The sequence below is a fragment of the Streptomyces sp. HUAS MS02 genome, assembly GCF_055702265.1.
Window position 1 is genome coordinate 2,882,572 of the sequence record NZ_CM146747.1, and the last position, 20,277, is coordinate 2,902,848.

The 20,277-nt window shown below is 71.4% G+C and carries 12 protein-coding genes and 2 pseudogenes; 13 read left to right on the plus strand and 1 reads right to left on the minus strand.

The window, feature by feature from the left end; all coding sequences use genetic code 11:
• The first annotated feature begins 29 nt into the window (after positions 1 to 29).
• From ACZ9QC_RS12125 to ACZ9QC_RS12185, 13 genes and pseudogenes are all read left to right on the plus strand, one after another.
• The gene (locus tag ACZ9QC_RS12125) at positions 30 to 2,021 is read left to right on the plus strand and encodes an ABC transporter ATP-binding protein (RefSeq protein WP_472920161.1); all 1,992 of its coding nucleotides are present in this window, start codon (positions 30 to 32) and stop codon (positions 2,019 to 2,021) included.
• Positions 2,018 to 4,090 (plus strand): ABC transporter ATP-binding protein, encoded by a 2,073-nt coding sequence (locus ACZ9QC_RS12130; RefSeq protein WP_472920162.1) that lies wholly within the window; start codon positions 2,018 to 2,020, stop codon positions 4,088 to 4,090. Before ACZ9QC_RS12125 ends, ACZ9QC_RS12130 begins: the two co-directional genes overlap by 4 nt.
• Positions 4,091 to 4,246: 156 nt before the next feature.
• Complete coding sequence (locus ACZ9QC_RS12135) at positions 4,247 to 6,082, plus strand: ABC transporter ATP-binding protein (RefSeq protein WP_472920163.1); 1,836 nt, start codon at positions 4,247 to 4,249, stop codon at positions 6,080 to 6,082.
• Between the two features lie 89 nt (positions 6,083 to 6,171).
• Positions 6,172 to 7,908: an ABC transporter ATP-binding protein gene (locus tag ACZ9QC_RS12140; protein WP_472921667.1), complete on the plus strand. Its 1,737-nt coding sequence runs from the start codon at positions 6,172 to 6,174 to the stop codon at positions 7,906 to 7,908.
• A gap of 553 nt (positions 7,909 to 8,461) precedes the next feature.
• The gene (locus tag ACZ9QC_RS12145) at positions 8,462 to 10,528 is read left to right on the plus strand and encodes a M4 family metallopeptidase (RefSeq protein ID WP_472920164.1); all 2,067 of its coding nucleotides are present in this window, start codon (positions 8,462 to 8,464) and stop codon (positions 10,526 to 10,528) included.
• Between the two features lie 252 nt (positions 10,529 to 10,780).
• The gene (locus ACZ9QC_RS12150) at positions 10,781 to 12,451 is read left to right on the plus strand and encodes a M4 family metallopeptidase (RefSeq protein ID WP_472920165.1); all 1,671 of its coding nucleotides are present in this window, start codon (positions 10,781 to 10,783) and stop codon (positions 12,449 to 12,451) included.
• Between the two features lie 80 nt (positions 12,452 to 12,531).
• Positions 12,532 to 13,065: a DUF1990 family protein gene (locus ACZ9QC_RS12155; protein WP_472920166.1), complete on the plus strand. Its 534-nt coding sequence runs from the start codon at positions 12,532 to 12,534 to the stop codon at positions 13,063 to 13,065.
• An 80-nt stretch (positions 13,066 to 13,145) separates the two neighbouring features.
• Positions 13,146 to 14,415: pseudogene (locus ACZ9QC_RS12160) on the plus strand (AAA family ATPase); the annotation flags it as partial.
• Positions 14,416 to 14,817: 402 nt separating this feature from the next.
• Complete coding sequence (locus tag ACZ9QC_RS12165; protein ID WP_472920167.1) at positions 14,818 to 15,801, plus strand: FtsK/SpoIIIE domain-containing protein; 984 nt, start codon at positions 14,818 to 14,820, stop codon at positions 15,799 to 15,801.
• A 41-nt stretch (positions 15,802 to 15,842) separates the two neighbouring features.
• Positions 15,843 to 16,610 carry a DUF2637 domain-containing protein gene (locus ACZ9QC_RS12170; protein WP_472920168.1) on the plus strand — a complete coding sequence of 256 codons (768 nt, stop codon included), beginning with the start codon at positions 15,843 to 15,845 and terminating at the stop codon, positions 16,608 to 16,610.
• 150 nt (positions 16,611 to 16,760) lie between these two features.
• Positions 16,761 to 18,193, plus strand: a pseudogene (locus ACZ9QC_RS12175) (replication initiator).
• Positions 18,190 to 18,402, plus strand: a complete 213-nt coding sequence (locus ACZ9QC_RS12180; RefSeq protein ID WP_472920169.1) for a helix-turn-helix domain-containing protein — start codon at positions 18,190 to 18,192, stop codon at positions 18,400 to 18,402. The pseudogene ACZ9QC_RS12175 and the gene ACZ9QC_RS12180 overlap by 4 nt, the downstream one beginning before the upstream one ends.
• A gap of 11 nt (positions 18,403 to 18,413) precedes the next feature.
• Positions 18,414 to 19,721, plus strand: a complete 1,308-nt coding sequence (locus ACZ9QC_RS12185) for a tyrosine-type recombinase/integrase (protein ID WP_472920170.1) — start codon at positions 18,414 to 18,416, stop codon at positions 19,719 to 19,721.
• Positions 19,722 to 19,831: 110 nt separating this feature from the next.
• Here ACZ9QC_RS12185 and ACZ9QC_RS12190 read toward each other — a convergent pair whose 3' ends face one another.
• Positions 19,832 to 20,266, minus strand: a complete 435-nt coding sequence (locus ACZ9QC_RS12190) for a barstar family protein (protein WP_472920171.1) — start codon at positions 20,264 to 20,266, stop codon at positions 19,832 to 19,834.
• Positions 20,267 to 20,277 lie beyond the last annotated feature (11 nt).

The window sequence follows — 20,277 nt, forward strand, 5'->3', positions numbered from 1 at the left end:
GTCAGTGGCGATCCGTAGGCTCGCTGCTGATGCCCACGACACGTGCCACCGCAGAGGAACCCGACCGGACCGAGGAACCAGGGGCGGCCTCCCGGCATGCGGACGCCGAGCCCGCGCACGCCGAACCCGCGCACGCCGGGCCGGCCGAGCCCGGGCCCGCGGAACCCGAGTGGGCCGAGCCGCCCGCGAAGGCCCCGGGACGCTCCGCCGTACGTACGCTGCTGCGGCTGTGGCCGTATGTGCGGCCCGTACGGGTGCGGTTGTCCGTCGCCGCGGTGGTCGCGATCGTCGCCTCCCTCGTGGGCCTGTTCATCCCGCTCGTCCTGAAGTGGATGGTGGACGGCCCGATCGCCGACCGGGACCCGGCGGGCGTGTGGCTCAGCGCTCTGTACCTGCTGCTGCTCGGGCTCGCCGAGGCACTGCTGTTCGGCCTGCGGCGCTGGCTCGTGGCGCGGCCCCTCGCGGGGGTCGAGGCGTCGATGCGCGCGGATCTCTACCGCCATCTGCAGCGCCTCCCGGTCGCCTTCCACGACCGCTGGGCCTCCGGTCAGCTCCTCTCGCGCGGGACGACCGATCTGATGCTGCTGCGGATGTTCCTCGCCTTCCCGCTGACGTTCCTGCTGGTCAACGCGGTGACCATCGTGGTCGGCGTGATCATCATGCTCGCCCAGGACTGGACCCTGGGGCTCGTCATCCTCGGGCCCGTGGTGCCGGTGATCGTGACCTGCGTCGTCTTCGAGAGGAAGTACAACGCCGTCGCGCGCCTCGCTCAGGACCAGGTCGGCGACCTGACGACGGTCGTCGAGGAGAGCGTCCTCGGGATCCGCATCATCAAGGGGTTCGGGCGGCACCGCAGCCAGGCGCGCGCGTTCCGCGAGCTCTCCCGGACCCTGCGCGGCACGGAACTGCGCAAGGCCCGCCTGCTGTCGGTGATCTGGGGCGTCATCATCACGCTCCCCGAGATCGCGATCGGCGCGGCCCTCGTCCTCGGCGTCGTCCAGGTCGCCGACGGCGTGCTGTCGGCGGGCACCCTGGTCGCCTTCCTGTCCACCGCGCTCGCGCTGCGCTGGCCCGTCGACTCCATCGGCTTCCTGCTGGCGATGAGCCAGGAGGCGGCGACGGCGACGGAGCGGTACTTCGAGGTGATGGACGAGGAGCCGGAGTCCGGCGACCCCAAGGGGGCCGGCGACCCGCCGTTCCTGGCCCCGGCCGGGGCCAGGAACGGCGGGAAGTGGGACGGCGGGGACGGGGACGGCGGGGGCAGGAAGGGCGAGGACGGCGGGCTCCGGTTCCACGGCGTCACCTTCCGCTACCCCGACGCCGCTCCCGGCAGCGCCCCCACTCTCGACCGCATCGACCTGCACATCCGGCCGGGCGAGTCGATGGCGCTGGTCGGCGCCACCGGCTCCGGCAAGACCACCCTCACCGCCCTCGTCCCCCGCCTGCACGAGGTCACCTCCGGCCGCATCACCCTGGACGGCGAGGACATCGCCACGATGCCGAGGGACGCGCTGCGCGGCCTGGTCGCCGTGGCCTTCGAGGAACCCACCCTGTTCTCCGCCACCGTCGGCGAGAACGTGCTGATGGGCGCCCCGCCGGACGCGGGCGGGACCGAGCTGGACCGCGCCCTGGCCATCGCCCAGGCGGAGTTCGCGCACGCGCTCCCGCAGGGCACCGCCACCCAGGTGGGCGAGCAGGGCCTCAGCCTCTCCGGCGGCCAGCGGCAGCGCCTGGCGCTCGCGCGGGCGGTGGTCGGCAGACCCCGCTTCCTCGTCCTCGACGACCCGCTGTCGGCGCTGGACGTGCACACGGAGGCCGCGGTGGAGGCCGCGCTGCGCCGGGTGCTCGCGGAGACGACCGCGCTGATCGTGGCGCACCGCCCGTCGACCGTGCTCCTCGCCGACCGGGTCGCCCTGCTCTCCGGCGGCCGGGTCACGGCCGTGGGCACCCACCAGGAACTGCTGCGCACGAACACCGAGTACGCCCATCTGATGTCCGGCACCGAGGAGGACGAGCGATGACGGCGCCCCTGACCACCGCGCCGAACAAGGAACCGAACGAGGAGCCGGACGACGTGTCGACCGGGGATCCGAACGGTGATCCGAGCGCGGTGTCGAGCGGAGAGCCGCGCGCAGTGTCGAGCGGAGAGCCGGGCGGAGAGTCGAGCAGCGCGGCGAACGAGGGTCCGGCGGGGCGTTCGGGCACGGTGACGTCCCTGGAGAAGTCACCCGACGGCGACCTGTCCGCCCCTCCCGAGGGCGCGGCCCCCACCCACCGGGCCCCCACCCCCGCCCCCGCCGAAGACCCGTTCGACCACGACGACCTCCCCACTCCCCCGGGCGCCACCCTCGCCCTGCTGCGCTCCCTGCTCGCGCCGATGCGGGCCCGGGTGATCGTGGCGAGCGTGCTGCTCCTGCTCCAGCAGGCCGCGGTGCAGGCGGGCCCGCTGCTGGTGGCGTACGCCATCGACAGTGCCGTACCGGCGCTGCGGGACGGCCGGCACGGGCCGCTGATCGCGGTGGCGGCCGGATATCTGGCGTGCGCGCTGGCGGCCGGCGGACTGCAGTACCTGTTCATCGGGGCGTCCGCGCGGGTGAACCAGGACGTGCTGCTGGATCTGCGCGGCCGGATCTTCCGGCACGCGCAGGCACTGAGCATCGACTTCCACGAGCGGTACACCTCGGGCCGGCTGATCTCCCGGTCCACCACGGACGTGGAGTCGCTGCGCGAACTGCTCAACGAGGGGCTCCAGGAACTCATCGGGGTGATCCTCGCCTTCTTCTACATCTCGGCGATGCTGCTCTGGCTGGACCTGGGCCTCGGCGCGGCGGCGCTGGCGTCGTTCGTGCCGCTGTACGGGTTCGTGCGGATGTACCAGCGGCGTGCGGCGAGCGTCTACACGGCCCGGTCCAGCGCGATCGCCGCGGTGATCGTGAAGTTCGCGGAGACGATGAACGGGATCCGTCCGGTGCGGGCGTTCCGCCGGGAGGCCGCGAACGACGCCGAGTTCAACGCGCTGAACCGGCACCACGAGCGCAAGAACGGCGACGCGATCCTGGAGATGGCCCGCTATGTGGTCTGCTCCCGGGTGGTCGCCAACATCACGGTCGCGGCGATCGTGCTGTGGAGCGCGTACCGGGTGGCGTCGGACACGCTGGCGCTGGGTGTGCTGGCGGCCGCGGTGCTGTATCTGCGGCGGCTGTACGACCCGATCGACCGGCTCGGCATGTTCCTCAACTCGTACCAGTCGGCCGCGGCCTCGCTGGAGAAGATCGCCGGGCTGCTGGCCCAGGCCCCGTCGGTCCCGGAGCCCGCCGAGCCGAAGGAGCTTCCGGTGACGGATCGTGAACTCCCCGGCCGCGAGGTCGTGTTCGACGACGTCCGGTTCGCGTACCGCACCGGCGGCGAGGTCCTGCCCCGCTTCGACCTCACCCTCGAGGCGGGCAGCACGGTGGCGGTGGTCGGCTCCACCGGCGCCGGGAAGTCGACCCTCGCCAAGCTGGTGGCCCGCTTCTACGACCCCTCGTCCGGGCGGGTCCTGCTGGACGGTGTCGATCTGCGCGACCTCTCGGTGCCCGAGCTGCGGCGCGGGGTGATCATGGTGACGCAGGAGTCGTTCCTGTTCTCCGGCACGGTCGCCGAGAACATCGCCATCGGCCGCCCCGACGCGGGCCGCGAGGAGATCGAGCGCGCCGCGAAGGCCATCGGCGCGCACGACTTCATCACCGCGCTGCCCGACGGCTACGACACCGACGTACGCAAGCGGGGTGGCCGTATCTCGGCCGGTCAGCGTCAACTCGTGGCATTCGCACGGGCGTTGCTGGCCGACCCGGCCGTCCTCATCCTGGACGAGGCGACCAGTTCGCTCGACATCCCCGGCGAACGGGCGGTCCAGCGCGCGATGGCGACGGTGCTGCGCGGGCGTACGGCCGTGGTGATCGCGCACCGTCTCTCCACGGTCGAGATCGCCGACCGGGTCCTGGTGATGGAACACGGCCGGGTCGTGGAGGACGGCACCCCGGCGGACCTGATCGCGGGCACGGGCCGCTTCGCGGACCTGCACCGGGCCTGGCGGGACAGCCTGGCGTAGCCGCGCCCTTGATGAAGGGCGCAGCCCTTCTCTCGAGGGCGCGGGGAACTGCGCGAGAAGCCCCACCGGACCCGCACCCGAATACGCACCCACTCACCCACTCACTCACCCACTCACCCACTCACCCACTCAAGCGCACACAGAAACCGGGGGCCGATGATCAACGCGTACGAGGACCCCGGCACCCCCGACCGCCGGGGCGGCGCCCGCTACCTGTGGTGGCTGGTCAAGCAGCAGGCCGGCCGCTCCGCCCTCGGCTCCCTCATCTCGTGTGCGTGGATGGTCCTGCTGGCGGCCACCCCGTACCTGCTCTCCCGCGCGATCGACGAGGGACTGGAACCCGGCGACCACCGGGCCCTGGTCGGCTGGACCGCCGCCCTGTTCGGCGTCGGCGCCTTCAACGCCTGGCTGAGCGTCATGCGCCACCGCACGATGACCCGGGTCCGGATGGACGCCAACTTCCGCACGGTGAAGGTGGTGATGGCGCACGCCGTCCGGCTGGGAGCGGCGCTGCCCGGTCGCGCGGGCGCCGGGGAGGTCGTCACGATCGGCGTGGGGGACGTCCAGACGATCGCCGGGTCCCTGACGGTCATCGGGCCGGGGGTCGGCGCACTCGCCGCCTACCTGGTGGTCGCCGGACTGCTCGTGTCGGTCTCTCTCCCCATCGCGGCGGTCGTGCTGCTCGGGATGCCGCTGATCGCGGTGATCGTGGGGCCGTTGATGCGGCGGCTGCAGGGCACGGAGACCGAGTACCGCGAGCGACGGGGCGTGCTGACCGCGCGGATCGCCGACCTCGCGGGCGGGTTGCGGGTCCTCAACGGGCTGGGCGGCAAGGGGCTGGTCGCCGACGCGTTCCACCGGGACTCGCAGCGGCTGCGGGCGCAGGGGTACCGGGTGGGGGCGGTGACCAGCTGGATGCAGGCGCTCGGGGTGGGGCTGCCGACGCTGTTCCTCGCGGTGGTGACCTGGCTCGCGGCCCGGCTGGCCGCGCAGGGGGCCATCACCGTGGGCGAGTTGGTGTCGGTGTACGGGTACGTCACCGTGCTGGTGCGGCCCGTGTCGTACTTCGTCGACTGGGGCTACGAGGTCAGCCGCGGGGTGGTGGCCGCGCGGCGCGTCATCCGGTTCCTGAACCTGGAGCCGCTGCCGGACCACGGCACCACGGACGCCCCCGCCGAGCCGTCGACGCTGCACGACCCCGCGTCGGGGGTGCGGGTGCCGCCCGGTCGGCTGGTCGCGCTGGCCGCCGACCGGCCCGCCGACGCGGCGGCCGTGGTGGACCGGCTCGGACGGTACGCGCCGACCGCGGTGACCTGGGGCGGCATCCCGCTGGACGCGATCCCGTTGGCGCAGGTCCGGGCACGGATCCTGGTCGCCGACCACGAGGCAGACCTGTTCGCGGGCCGGCTGCGCGATCTGCTCGGCGGGCACGGGGACGTCGACGACGAGACGGCCGGGCGGGCGCTGCGGGCGGCGGTGGCCGAGGACATCGTGCAGGGCCTCGCGGACGGCCTCGACTCGGCGATCGACGCCCAGGGCCGCAATCTCTCCGGCGGTCAGCGGCAGCGGGTACGGCTCGCGCGGGCGCTGGTGGCCGACCCCGAGGTGCTGCTCGCCGTGGAGCCGACCTCGGCGCTGGACGCGCACACCGAGGCCCGGGTGGCCGGACGGCTGCGGGCCGCCCGCGCGGGCCGTACGACTGTCGTCACCACCACGTCGCCCCTCGTCCTCGACCACGCCGACACCGTCCTCCACCTCGTCGACGGGAAAGTCTCGGCCACCGGCACCCACCACGAACTCCTCGCCGCCGAACAGGGTTACCGGAACCTGGTGGCACGGGACACGGGAGAGGCGGAGGGGGCGCGCGGCGGGGAGGACGCGGGCGGCGAGGAGCACAGCGGCGGAACGGACCGCACGGACAGGACGGACCGCTCGGGCGGGGCTGGGCTCACGGACGGCGCGGGGCGCACGGACGCGGAGGTCGTACGGTGACGACAGCGAGGACGGCGAAAACGGCGGCAGTCCCGGCAACGACCGCGGAAGCAGCGGAAGTTGCATCGGACCCCCACCCCACCGGGCGGCTGCCCGTCGCCGACGCGCGGGCCGTGCGGCGGGCGACCGTGCGGCTGGTGCGGGCGGACGGGCGGGCCTTCCTGGCCGTGCTGGGGCTGAACGGGGCGGCTGCCGCCACGGGGCTGGCCGGGCCGTGGCTGGTGGGGCGGATCATCGACGAGGTGCGCGGCGGGGCCGGCGTCGGGGTCGTGGACCGGCTCGCGGCGGCGATCCTGCTGTGCGCGGTGGCGCAGTTGCTGCTGGCGCGCTGGGCCCGGTACGTGGGGCACCGGTTCGGGGAGCGGACGCTGGCGCGGGTGCGTGAGGAGTTCGTGGACCGGACCCTGGCGCTGCCGGCGTCGGTCGTGGAGCGGGCGGGGACCGGCGATCTGACGGCGCGCGGCACGGCCGATGTGGACGCGGTGGGCAAGACCCTGCGTGACGTGGGCCCCGAGTTGCTGATCAGCTCGGTGCAGGCGCTGTTCCTGATCGGCGCGGTGTTCGCGCTGAACCCGCTGCTCGGAGTGTGCGCGCTGGTCGGGCTGAGCGGCATCGGGGTGGTGCTGCGCTGGTATCTGCGCCGGGCGCGCGCTGGCTATCTCGCGGAGGGCGCGGCCGGTTCGGAGGTGGCGGAGATCGTCGCGGCGACCGCGTCGGGGGCCCGTACGATCGAGGCGCTGCGGCTGGAGCGCCGGCGGATCACGGCAAGCCGGGACGCGCTGGAGGAGTCCCGGCGCCGCCGCTTCCACACCCTGTTCCTGCGCACGGTGTTCTTTCCCGGGGTCGAGGTCTCGTACTTCGTGCCCCAGGTCCTCGTGCTCCTCCTCGGCGGTGTGCTGCTCGCGCGCGGCGCGGTCACGCTGGGCGTGGTGGTGTCGGCGGCCCTGTATCTGCAGCAGCTGAGCGGCCCGCTCGACGAGATCCTGATGCGGGTGGAGCTGCTGCAGAGCAGCGGCGCCTCGTTCGCCCGGGTGGAGGGGCTGGCCGGGGCCCCGCGCACCGGCTCCGCGGTCGCCCCGGAGCCCGTGGACGACCGTATCGACGTACGGGGTGTCCGGTACGCGTACGAGCGGGGCGGCGAGGTGCTGCGCGGTGTGGACCTGACGGTCCGCCCGGGAGAGCGGCTCGCGGTGGTGGGCCCGTCCGGCGCCGGGAAGACGACGCTGAGCCGCCTGCTGGCCGGCGTCGACGCGCCGACCGCCGGGACCGTGACGGTGGGCGGGGTGCCCGTCGTTGACCTCGACCCCGAACGGCTGCGCCGCCAGGTGGTCCTGGTCACCCAGGAGCACCATGTCTTCCTGGGTACGGTCCGGGACAACCTCCTCATCGCCGAACCGGCGGCCACGGACGAGGAGTTGTGGGCGGCGCTGTCGGCGGTGGGCGCGGACGGCTGGGTCCGTGACCTCCCCGCCGGGCTGGACACCCGCCTCGGTGAGGGCGGGCGCCGCACGGACGGCCCCCAGGCGCAGCAACTGGCCCTAGCCCGGGTGGTCCTGGCCGACCCGCACACCCTCATCCTCGACGAGGCCACGGCCCTCCTCGACCCCACCACCGCCCGCCACGCCGAACGCGCCCTCGCCGCGGTCCTGCACGGCCGCACGGTCATCGCCATCGCCCACCGCCTCCACACCGCCCACGACGCGGACCGCGTGGCGGTGATGGAGGACGGCCGCCTCACCGAACTCGGCACCCACGACGACCTGGTGACGGCGGACGGCGCGTACGCGGCACTGTGGCGGCGGTGGCACGGGGAGGAGGCCGCCTGACGGGGGGCGGGGTCCCGCGGTCCGACGAACGTGCACGTCACCTGTGCGACGATTGCCGAACAGCCTTACGACGATGGGAAGAACGCCTCCCGTGATGCCGCCGATGTGTGTCGTCTGCCCTCGCAGGCCGCACGACGACAAGTGAACGGATCAGGTAGGGCGTCTCCTTGGGTCCTTGGGTCCTTGGGCGCCTCCGCCCTCCGCGCTCGGCCCTCCGCCCTCCGCGCTCGGCCCTCCGCCCTCCGCGCTCGGCCCCCCACCCTCCACCCTCGGCCCCGCCAGGTGAACGCCCCGTTTATCGAACATGATCAACCGGGCAACGGACGATTTCCGGCCAAGTTATTGACGCGCCCCTGACAGGAAGCGCAATCTCCTGCCACTCTGCCCACAACCGCGGCACAGCAACCTCACAGGCAGCGCTCTCACGTGCCGCGCGGCACCCCCCACGCATGTGGTTATCGCGTTCGTCAGTGCACATCTTGTTCTGCCCGGACGGCCACCAGTCGTCCGGTCTCCCCTGGCCGTGCGAACCGCGGCCACGCAGAAGGAGTCAGTGTTGAGACGCCAGTCCCACAGACGCACCTCCCACACCGGTAACACCTTCGGCCGCACCGCCCGCCGGCGCACGGCCGCCGGCGCGCTCGTCGCCGTCACCGCCCTGTTGGCCGCGGCCGTCCAGTCGGGCGCCGCCACCGCCGCCCCGGAGAAGGCACCGTCGGCTGCGAGCAAGGCCACCGGCGCGGCCTCGGTCAAGCTCACCCCCGCCCAGCGGGCCGAGCTGATACGCGAGGCCACCGCGACGAGGGCGGAGACGGCCGAGGAGCTGAACCTCGGCGCCAAGGAGAAGCTCGTCGTCCGTGACGTGGTCAAGGACCGCGACGGCACCGTGCACACCCGCTACGAGCGGACCTACGACGGCCTCCCGGTCCTCGGCGGCGACCTGGTCGTCGAGACCTCGAAGGCGGGCGCGACCGAGGGCATCGTCAAGGCCACCAAGGCGAAGATCGCCGTCCCGTCGCTGACCCCGACCGTCAGCAAGGGCAAGGCCGAGAAGCAGGCCCTCGGCGCCGCGAAGGCGGAGGACGCCAAGAGCCCGGACATCAACCGCGCGCCCCGCAAGGTCGTCTGGGCCGCGAGCGGCAAGCCGGTCCTCGCCTACGAGACGGTCGTCGGCGGCTTCCAGCACGACGGCACCCCGCAGGAACTGCACGTCATCACGGACGCCACCAGCGGCGCCAAGCTGTACGAGTGGGAAGCGGTCGAGACCGGCACCGGCAACACCGTCTACAGCGGCCAGGTGACCCTCGGCACCACCCAGTCCGGTTCGACGTACAACCTCACCGACGGCGCGCGCGGCAACCACCGCACGAACAACCTCAACCGGGGTACGTCCGGCACCGGGACCCTGTTCTCAGGCCCCGACGACGTGTGGGGCAACGGCGCCCCGTCGAACCTGGAGTCGGCCGCCGCCGACGCCCACTACGGCGCGGCGCTGACCTGGGACTATTACAAGAACGTGCACGGCCGCAGCGGCATCCGCGGTGACGGCGTCGGCGCCTACTCGCGCGTGCACTACGGCAACAACTACGTCAACGCGTTCTGGCAGGACTCCTGCTTCTGCATGACGTACGGCGACGGCTCCGGCAACGCCAACCCGCTCACCTCGATCGACGTGGCCGCGCACGAGATGACCCACGGCCTCACGTCCAACACGGCCGGCCTGAACTACAGCGGCGAGTCCGGCGGTCTGAACGAGGCCACCTCGGACATCTTCGGCGCGACGGTCGAGTTCTTCGCGGCGAACACCTCCGACGTCGGTGACTACCTCATCGGCGAGGAGATCAACATCAACGGCGACGGCACGCCGCTGCGTTACATGGACCGGCCGAGCAAGGACGGCTCGTCCAGGGACGCCTGGTACTCCGGCATCGGCTCGATCGACGTGCACTACTCCTCGGGCCCCGCGAACCACTTCTTCTACCTGCTCTCCGAGGGCAGCGGCGCCAAGACCATCAACGGCGTCAGCTACAACTCGCCCACCTCGGACAACCTGCCGGTGACCGGCATCGGCCGGGACAAGGCGGAGAAGATCTGGTTCCGCGCGCTGACCACCAAGTTCACCTCGACCACCAACTACGCGGGCGCCCGCACCGGCACCCTGGCGGCGGCCGGTGAGCTGTACGGCACCACGTCCGCCGAGTACACGGCCGTGGCCAACGCCTGGGCGGGCGTGAACGTGGGCACCCGACCCGGCGGTGGCGGGGGCGGCGGTACGTCGTTCGAGAGCACGACCGACGTATCGATTCCGGACAACGGGGCGGCGGTCACCTCGCCGATCACGGTGTCCGGCCGGACCGGAAACGCACCCTCGAACCTCGCGGTCGCCGTGGACATCGTCCACACCTACATCGGTGACCTCCAGGTCCAGCTGGTCGCCCCCGACGGCACGGCGTACACGCTGAAGGCGTACGGCACCGGCGGCAGCTCGGACAACATCAACACCACGTACACCGTGAACGCGTCCTCCGAAGTCGCCAACGGCGTATGGCAGTTGAGGGTCCAGGACAACGCGGCCCGGGACACCGGGTACATCAACAGCTGGAAGCTGACCTTCCCGTAGGACACCAGCGCGTACCCGCGCGTGCAGACGCGCACGCAGCAGCGCACACGCGCTTCCCGTTCCCGACAGGCGTCGCCCCGGTGGGTCACTTCCCGCCGGGGCGGCGCCCGTTCATGTTTCCGCAACATTCACCGGACAGTTGACTTTCGGCCAACATCATCACCCCCTCCTGACATGGACACGACTCAAGTGTCACTCTTCCTCCACCCGCCGCACCAGCACCCCTGCACTTCCCCCACATAAGGAGCTCGTGTGACTCCCCGACGTCCTCTCTACGCGCGTCACAAGCGCACCACGCTCGCCATCGCGACCGCCGTCGCCGCCGGCGCGCTGCTCACCACCGGACTGACCTCCGGTGCCACCGCCCAGCCCGCGCCCGTCGCGTACAAGGCCCGGCCGGCCGGGGCCCCGGTCCTGCTGACCCCCGCCGCGCGCACCGCCCTGATCAAGGAGGCGGACGCGGCCACGACCGAGACCGCCGACGAGATAGGCCTCGGCGCCAAGGAGGAACTGGTCGTCCGTGACGTCCTCAAGGACGCGGACGGCACGGTCCACACGCGCTACGAGCGCACCTACGGCGGCCTCCCGGTCCTCGGCGGCGACCTGGTCGTCCACGAGTCCAAGGCCGGCGACATCAAGAGCGTCACCAAGGCGACCACCGCCACCGTCAAGGTCCCCGACCTGACCGCGGCCGTCACCAAGGCCACCGCCGAGAAGCAGGCGCTGAAGGCCGCCAAGGCCGAGGGCTCCACCAAGACGGCGGCCGACAAGGCCCCGCGCAAGGTCGTCTGGGCCGCGAGTGGCAAGCCCGCCCTCGCCTACGAGACGGTCGTCGGCGGCTTCCAGCACGACGGCACCCCGCAGGAGCTGCACGTCGTCACCGACGCGGAGACCGGCAAGAAGCTGTACGAGTGGGAGGCGATCCAGACCGGCAGCGGCAACAGCCAGTACAACGGCCAGGTCACCATCGGCACCTCGCTGTCCGGCTCGACGTACCAGCTCAACGACGCCTCGCGCGGTGCGCACAAGACGTACAACAAGGCGCGTGCCACGTCCTCCTCGGCCGGCACTCTCTTCACCGACGCGGACGACGTCTGGGGCACCGGCACCGTCACCAGCTCCTCCACCGACCAGAACGCCGCCGTGGACGCCCACTACGGCGCCCAGGTCACCTGGGACTTCTACAAGAACGTCCTCGGCCGCAACGGCATCAGGAACAACGGCGTCGCCGCGTACTCCCGGGTCCACTACGGCAACGCGTACGTCAACGCCTTCTGGTCCGACAGCTGCTTCTGCATGACGTACGGCGACGGCGCGGGCAACACCAAGCCGCTCACCTCGCTGGACGTGGCCGGCCACGAGATGACCCACGGCCTGACGTCCAACACCGCCGGCCTGAACTACAGCGGCGAGTCCGGCGGCCTGAACGAGGCCACCTCGGACATCCTCGGCACGGCGGTCGAGTTCTACGCCGCCAACGCCAAGGACCCGGGCGACTACCTGATCGGCGAGAAGGTCGACATCCGCGGCAACGGCACCCCGCTGCGCTACATGGACCAGCCGAGCAAGGACGGCTCGTCGGCCAACTACTGGTCGTCGTCGCTCGGCAGCCTGGACGTCCACTACTCCTCGGGCCCGGCGAACCACTTCTTCTACCTCCTGTCCGAGGGCAGCGGCGCGAAGACGATCAACGGGGTCTCGTACAACTCCCCCACCTCCAACGGCGCCACGATCACGGGCATCGGCCGGGACAAGGCCGTCCAGATCTGGTACAAGGCGCTGACGACGTACATGACGTCGACCACGAACTACAAGGGCGCCCGCACGGCGACCCTGAACGCTGCGTCCTCGCTCTACGGCGCGAGCAGCGCGGAGTACGCCGCGGTGAACGCGACGTGGGCGGCGGTCAACGTCACGGCGTGACATCACGGCCTGGTTCCCAGGCCGCTCGGGGCGGTACCCGGAGAGAAGGCGACTCCGGGTGCCGCCCTAGTCTGTGCGCCATGCCCGAAACCACCGGCCCGCTCCCCGAGGGCCCCTTCACCTACGAGGCCGTCGGCGCGACCCGCGAGGGTCACTGCCCGCCGGACTTCAACCCCCTCCACGTCCGCTCCCGCATAGGCGAGGGCACGGACGTGTTCGAGCGGGCCGCGCACGCCGTCAGCACCTGGGAGATGCACCGCGCGCTGGGCGTCGGCATACGCGCCTCCGCCCCCGAGGCGGCCCCAGGCGTGGACGTGACGGTCACCCTCGGCGGCGTGATCAAGGCCCCCTGCCGCGTGGTCTGGACGGTCGACGAACCCCGCCGCAAGGGCTGGGCCTACGGCACGCTCCCGGGCCACCCGGAATGCGGCGAGGAGTCCTTCGTGGTGGACCGCACGGGCGACGGCACGGTCTGGCTCACGGTCACGGCCTTCAGCCGAGGAGCGAAGTGGTACGCCCGCGCGGGCGGGGCGGCCACGCGGGGATTGCAGCATGCGTACGCACGACGGTGCGGGGTGGTGTTGCGGAGGTTGTGCGATCACCCGAAGGAGTGAGTCCTGTCGAAGTCGATGCCGACAGATTCCGTCTACCTAGACTTAGACGGACTCGACGGTATCGACCACGGAAGTGCCCCATGGGACGACGTACGACTCAGCATCCACCGGTCCCGGACAATCCCCAAGACGTGGTCGACCGCGAACGGGAGTGGGCACTACTGACCGACTTCATCGGCGACCCCTCACCGGCCATGCGACTCGGCATCGTGTCCGGGCGACGAGGCCACGGCAAGTCGTACCTTCTCCAGGCACTGTCGGAATCGCTCGACGGCCTCTACGTCACCGCCATCCGAGAGGAAGGCCGCCTTCCGGCGCTGCAGCGCTTAAGCGACGTGATCGCCTCGCACGCCGGACTGCACTCCGGCGCTCTGAGCCTGCCGGACTGACCGGCAGTGCTCAACAGCGCGATCAACGTCGCGGCGCGTCGTTCGAAAGTGCCGCTCCTGATCATCGACGAGTTGCCGTACCTGCTGCAGCACTCACCTGAACTACCGGGATTCCTCCAGCAGTTGTACGACGGCCATCAGCGCGGTGAGGGTATCGGTGCCCGTGTCCTCCTGTGCGGATCAGCCATGAGCGTCATGCACGAGCTGCTCTCGGGCACGAAGCCCCTACGCGGACGCGCGGTCGTCGACCTTCGCCTGGGCGCTTTCGACTACCGGGCCAGCCGCCGCTTCTGGCAGATCGAGGACTTGCCCACCGCACTCCGCGTCCACGCCGTGCTCGGCGGCGCCCCTGGTTACCAGCCCATCGCAGGGAACCCGACACCGAACGACGGTTTCGACTCCTGGGTGTCCCGTACGCTTCTGGACCCCGGCCGAGCGGTCTACTCACGCATGGAGACCGAGTACCTGCTTCGTGAGGACCCTCGCATCACCCAGCACACCCTCTATTACGACATCCTCTCGGCCATCGCCGAGGGCGCGACCACGCCCACCACGATCGGCGCCGCCCTCGGCCGCCCCTAACGCGATCGCGCACCCGCTGGACGTCCTGGAGTCCACGAGCTACATCCACCGGGAACAGGACATCCTTCGCCCCCGCCACCCGGTCATCACCCTGGTGGATCCCGTGATCCGCTTCAACCAGCTGATCACACTCCCCCAGGCATCAGCCGTGGAGCAGGGTTTCGCGGAGGAGGCATGGAAGGCATCCACTCCCACCTTCAACTCCAAGATCCTGGGCCCCCACTTCGAAGAACTCGCCCGCACCTGGACCCGCCGCTACGCCCACACGGTCCTCCCGGGCGGCCTCCCGGGCCCGGTCTGCACCACGGAGGTCCCCGACCCTTCGGCCCGCACCAAACACGAGGTCGACGTCATCGCCCTCGCCCTCGGCGAACGCCCCTTGCTGGTCGTGGCCGTGCTGGCGGGCGTCTGGCTGTGCTGGGGCGTCGGGCGCTACGTGCGGGCCGACCGGGGCACGCGGGTCAGCATGCGGCAGGCCGTGCGGGTGCGCTGGGGGTGGGTGCGGCTGGCGCGGATGGCCGGACTGACGGTCACCGACAAGACGCCGGGTCTGCTCGCGCAGCTCACGGCCCAGAGGGATAGTCCCGCCCCCGCGCCCCGGGTGCTGACTCCCAGGATCAAGGTGAAGCCGGACCGGTTCGGCGTGATCGTCCGGGCCCGAACCTTGCCGCAGGTCGGGCTGGAGGAATACCAGAAGGCGGCACGCTTCCTGGCCGACGCCTAGCGGTGCACGCGGGTCTCCGTCCTGCCGGACGGCCCCGGCAAGGTGGTGATCCGTGGCGTGCGCTCCGACCCATTGACCACGCCGACCAAGCACCGGCCCACCGGCCGCCCTCCGGAGGACGTGGCGCGCTGGGAACTGGGCGTGGACGAGTACGCCGCACCCGTGTGCGTGTCCCTGGCCAACGTGCCCGGGGTGACGGTGGCCGGCACACCCGGCGCGGGCAAGACCTCGGGGATCAACAAGTTCGTCTGTGACCTCGCGCCGTCGGCGGCCGTGCAGTTCGTGGGCTTCGACGGGAAGGTGTCGCGAGCCTCGGAGGGCGACTACGCGGACCTGGTCAAGCGGATGTTCGCGTTCTGCGGAGACGACCTGGACGAAGCCAACGCGCTGTTCAAGCGGCTGGTGGAGCTGCGTCGGCGGCGGTCGTCGGTGATCCGTGACGTGCTGGGCGTGAAGAACATGTGGCACGTCGGCCCCTCGCGGCTGTGGCCGCTCACGGTGGTGCTCATCGATGAGGCGCACACGTTCTTCCGCGAGTACAAGGGCAGCGACGCCGAGACGAAACGTTTGGCCGCGCTGACGGCGGAGAACGCCCGGCTGGTGGAGGACCTGGTCAAGAAGGGCCGCAGCGTCGGCATCCTGACCATCCTGATCAGCCAGAAGACCACCGGGGATGCCATCCCGACCTTCATCCGCGATGTGTGCCCAGTCGGGCTGTCGTTCGCGCAGAAGACGGCGGAAGCCGCGGTGGCCGCACTCGGTGACGACATCCGCAACTGGCCCGATGCCGGCCCGGTGACGTTGCAGGACCCCGCCTATGTCGGGGTCGCGGTGATGGCGATGCAGGGACGCCCCGGCTTCACCCGCATCCGCACCCCGTACGTCTCCGACGCCGACGCCGCCCGTATCGCGGAAGCCACCTCCCACCTGACCGCCGACCCCGCACTGTGCCTGGACGCTCTTCTCGACACCACCGGCCACACGGACTCCGGCGACGACGAAGGACCGGACGGCCCGGCCGTCTCCCTGGCCAAGCCCTGAACACCCCTGACCCGCACGTCCTGAGAGAGGAGGTTCCCCGCATGGCGGAGGAACGGTTCACCCGGCGCACCGTGACCGTTGTCATGGCGGTCATCTCGGCCCTGGCCTTCGTCTTCTCCTTCGGCAACGTCTGGGCGCTGGCCCTGCGGCTCGGCGTCCCTCGCCCGATCGCGCCGCTGATCGCCCCCATGGTGGACCTGTCCGTCGTCGGGCTCCTGGTCGCGCTGCGGTTCCTGGCCCTGAGCGGCGTCCGCAAGGCGGAGTTGAAGGCCGGCACCCGGCTGCTGCACTTGTGCGGGCTGCTCACTCTCGCGCTGAACACCGCCGAGCCCCTGCTGACCGGACGCTACGGCCGGGCCTGCCTGGATACCGTCGCCCCGCTCCTGCTCCTGGGCTGGGGCCATGTCGGCCCCGCCTTCCTCGCCCACTTCCATACCGCCGCACACCTGGAGACCGCCACCACAGCTACCCCAGCCCCCGCGCCCATCGCTGAGCCGATGCCCACCTCGGCGCCCGCTCGCGAGACGGCGGCCCCGGCCCCTGAGCCGGTCCTCGCCACGACGCCTACGCCGCTTCCGGCCGAAGTGCCTACCGTGATCGAGGTCCCCGACTCCGCCCCCGCCCCGGCCGTCGCCAAGGCGCCTGCCACCGGCTCCCGCCCGGCCCTGCCCGCCGCACTGCTGAGTGCGGCCCGGCGCATCGCAGACACCCACCACGCCGAGCACGGAGCGCCGGTCACCGCCGCCCAGCTCGCGACCCGCATGGGCGTCGCCCTGCCGGTGGCCATCGCCGCCCTCGCTCAGCTCTGAGCCACTCCGGCCACCGGCCGGATCACCCCTCCCTGAAATCCACGCCCACCCAACGGGCCTGGTTCGTCATGCCCCGAGCAGCCCAACACGCCTACAGCCATGGCTGGTTGCTGCTCGGGGCCCCACCCCGACAGAAGGGACACGCCCCGAATGGTCACCCTGGACCTGCGCCACGTGGCAAGCCCCGCCGTGCGGGACCTGCTCCACCTCGTCAACCAGCCCGACTTCGACGGTGCGCAGCAGCAGATCGAACGCCTCGGCGGCTGCACCGAACCCGTCCGCCTGACCGGCCACACCGCCACCGTCGACACCACGACCGGCGAGCTCCTGCGCTCCTACACCTCCTCCGACGAACCCACCGGCAGCCTGCTCACCTCGTGCGGGAACCGCCGCGCCTCACGCTGCCCGGCCTGCTCCCGCCTCTACGCCGCCGACACCTACCACCTCATCCGCGCCGGCCTGTCCGGCGGCAAGACCGTGCCCGACACCGTCCGCACCCACCCCCGTATCTTCGTCACCCTCACCCCGCCGTCCTTCGGCTCCGTCCACAACCGCCTCACCACCCCCGGCGGCGGCATCCGTCCCTGCCGCTGCCGCAAGCTCCACGAACTTAACGACCCCCTGCTCGGGACGCCGCTGAACCCGGCGACATACGACTACGCGGGCGCGGTCCTCTTCAACGCCCACGCCGGAACCTTGTGGGCCCGCTTCACCACCTACCTGCGCCGCGAGCTCGCCGCCCGGCTCGGCATGACCCAGAAAGCCGCCCACGCGGTCCTGCGGGTCTCCTTCGCCAAGGTCGCCGAGTACCAGCAGCGCGGTCTGGTCCACTTCCACGCCGTCATCCGCCTCGACGGCCCGGACGGCACCAGTCAGCCCCCGCCGCCGTACGCCACCGACGCCGTACGCGCCGCCGCCGCGCGGGTCCGCGTCAGGGTCGAGTCGGACGCGGTCGGGGAACGCGAACTCGGCTGGGGTGAACAGCTCGACGTACGCGAGATCGCCGCCTTCGGCACTGACGTCGAATTCACCGATCAGGGCGTGGCCGCCTACGTGGCGAAGTACGCCACCAAGTCCGCCGACGCCTCCGGCACCCTCGACCGCGCCCTGTTCTGCCGCCCCTGCCAGGGACGCGGCGCCACCCTCCTGCCCCACGGCACCCGCTCCCCTGCACCGCCTGCGACGGAACCGGACAGGCCCGGCCCCTGCCCCGCCTCGCCGTCGCACGCCATGTGCGGCAGATGATCCGCACCTGCTGGGAACTCGGCAGGCTGCCCGAGTTCACCGACCTGAAGCTCTGGAAGTGGGCGCACATGCTCGGCTTCCGGGGCCACTTCTCCACCAAGTCCCGCCGCTACTCCACCACCTTGGGCGCGCTGCGCGCAGCCCGCCGCGCCTGGCGCACTGAACAGGCCCGCACCCACGCCGGCCTGCCCGAGCCGGACCCGGACACCACCCTCGTCGTCGGCCACTGGGCCTACCAGGGCTCGGGCTACAGCCCCGGCGGCGCGCTCCTCGCAGCCGCCGTCTGGCACCGCCGGGAACTGGAACACCGGTTCATCGCCGAAGGAGGCTGCGGATGAACGCACAGGAACCCGCCCCACCCCGGCGGGGACTCAGCACGCCGGAAGAGTTGCTGACGGTCCCCCAGGTCATGGCCCGCCTCCAGCTCGGCCGCTCCGCCGTCTACGACCTGCTCCGCACCGGGCAGCTCGCCTCGATCACCCTCGGCCGCGCCCGCCGCATCCCCGCCCGCTCCCTCGCCGACTTCATCCGCGCCCGCCTCGAATAGGAAGCTGCCTGATGGCCACGCCTCGCGACACCCCCGCCTCCCGCCGCACCCGAGCCAACGGCGACGGAACCGTCTACCAGCGCAAGGACAGCCGCTGGGAAGCCGCCGGATACGTCCTCGCCCCCGGCAACACCCGCCGCCGCGTCCGCGTCTACGGCACTACCCGCAAGGAAGCCCTGGCCAAGCTCACCGAGAAGATCGCCGCCAGCAACCGCGGCCTCCCCGTGCCCTCCGCACAGGGCAGCGTCGGCGCGTACCTGACGTACTGGCTGGAGAACGTCGCCCTCCACCACCTGCGCGAAACCACCCACACCCGCTACACCGCCTGCGTCCACCAGTACCTCGTCCCCGGCCTGGGCATGAAGAAGCTGGCCAAACTCACCGCCAAGGATGTCCGCACCTGGCTCAACCAGCTCCGCACCACCTGCCAGTGCTGCACGCGCGGCATCGACGCCCGGCGCGACCAGCCCCGCTGCTGCGACATCGGCCAGTGCTGCCACAAGCTGCTCTCCCCGCTGACGCTCACCTACCTCCACTCCATCCTCAAGTCCGCCCTGGAGCACGCCGTCCGCGAGGAAGAGATCTCGCGCAACGTCGCCCGCAACGTCCGCACCGGCACCCCACGCCCCCGCCGCTTCGAACCCCTCACCGCCGACGAAGCCCGCCAATTCCTCGCGGCCACGCGCGGACACCGGCTGCACGCCCTGTTCGAACTCGCCCTCCACACCGGACTCCGCAAGGGCGAACTCCTCGGCCTGCGCTGGGAAGACCTCGACCTCGACGCCGGCACCGCCGCCATCCGCCGAACCCTCCAGCGCACCGCCGCAGGCGGGCTCACCACGCTCCCCACCAAGACGCGCGCCTCCGAACGCCGCATCGCCCTTCCCGCCCGCTGCGTCCACTCGCTGAAGCTTCACCGCGAACAGCAGCAGCGAGAGCGGGAGGCCGCAGACACCTCGTGGCAGCCCAGCGAGCACGTGTTCACCACTACGCGGGGCGGACCGATCGACCCGACCAACCTCACCCGCGCCTTCAACACGCTCCTCCGCAAGTCCGGCCTCCGCCGCATCCGCTTCCACGACCTCCGCCACTCGACCGCCACCCTGCTCCTGGAACAGGGCGTCGAACTCATCGTGATCAAGGAACTCCTCGGCCACGCCCACATCGGCGTCACCGCCACCGTCTACGCCCACGTCCGACTCCGCCTCCAACGCGACGCCATCGACACCCTCAGCACCGCCCTCGACGGCCCGACGACCGCCAAGACCGAGAGGACCGACGGCGACGAACCGCCACCTTGCGCCGCTGGCGTCCGCTGACGTTGCCGTCAACTACTGCCGTCAGACACCGCACAGGCCCCACCGGAAGGTTCCGGTGGGGCCTGTAGTTCGCTATCGCTCACAACGCGATCACGGGCAGAGAGCCAACCTCACTCCCCCTCTGGGCACCAAGACCCCCAGTAGAAGAATTCCAGCTGCCATTCACCGCCGCCCTCAGACTCGATCGTTTCTGTCGCATTCTGAAGATGCCACGACGTGTTGACGAACAGGCGCAAATCCCGACATGCAAGAACATCCGAGTTCAGAAGCCCCACGATCAATCGGCGCGGCTTCTCCTGGAACTCGGCAGACAGCAAGTCGAAGAATCCATCCCAGCCACCACGAAAGTAGCCCGGGAAGTCAAGCTCTCGCCCAACAGCTAGAGAGGCGTCACGCTCGGATTGAAAGCGTGAGGCATCGACGCATCGGACCTCGAATCCCTGACCCTCTACGCGACGCCTGACCTCGTCTCGGCCCGCCTCTGGAAGCAGATAGGGCGGGGCAGACAGCCCTGGGATGACGCTAGAGATCGGTCGCCACTGCACGTTTCCTCAAC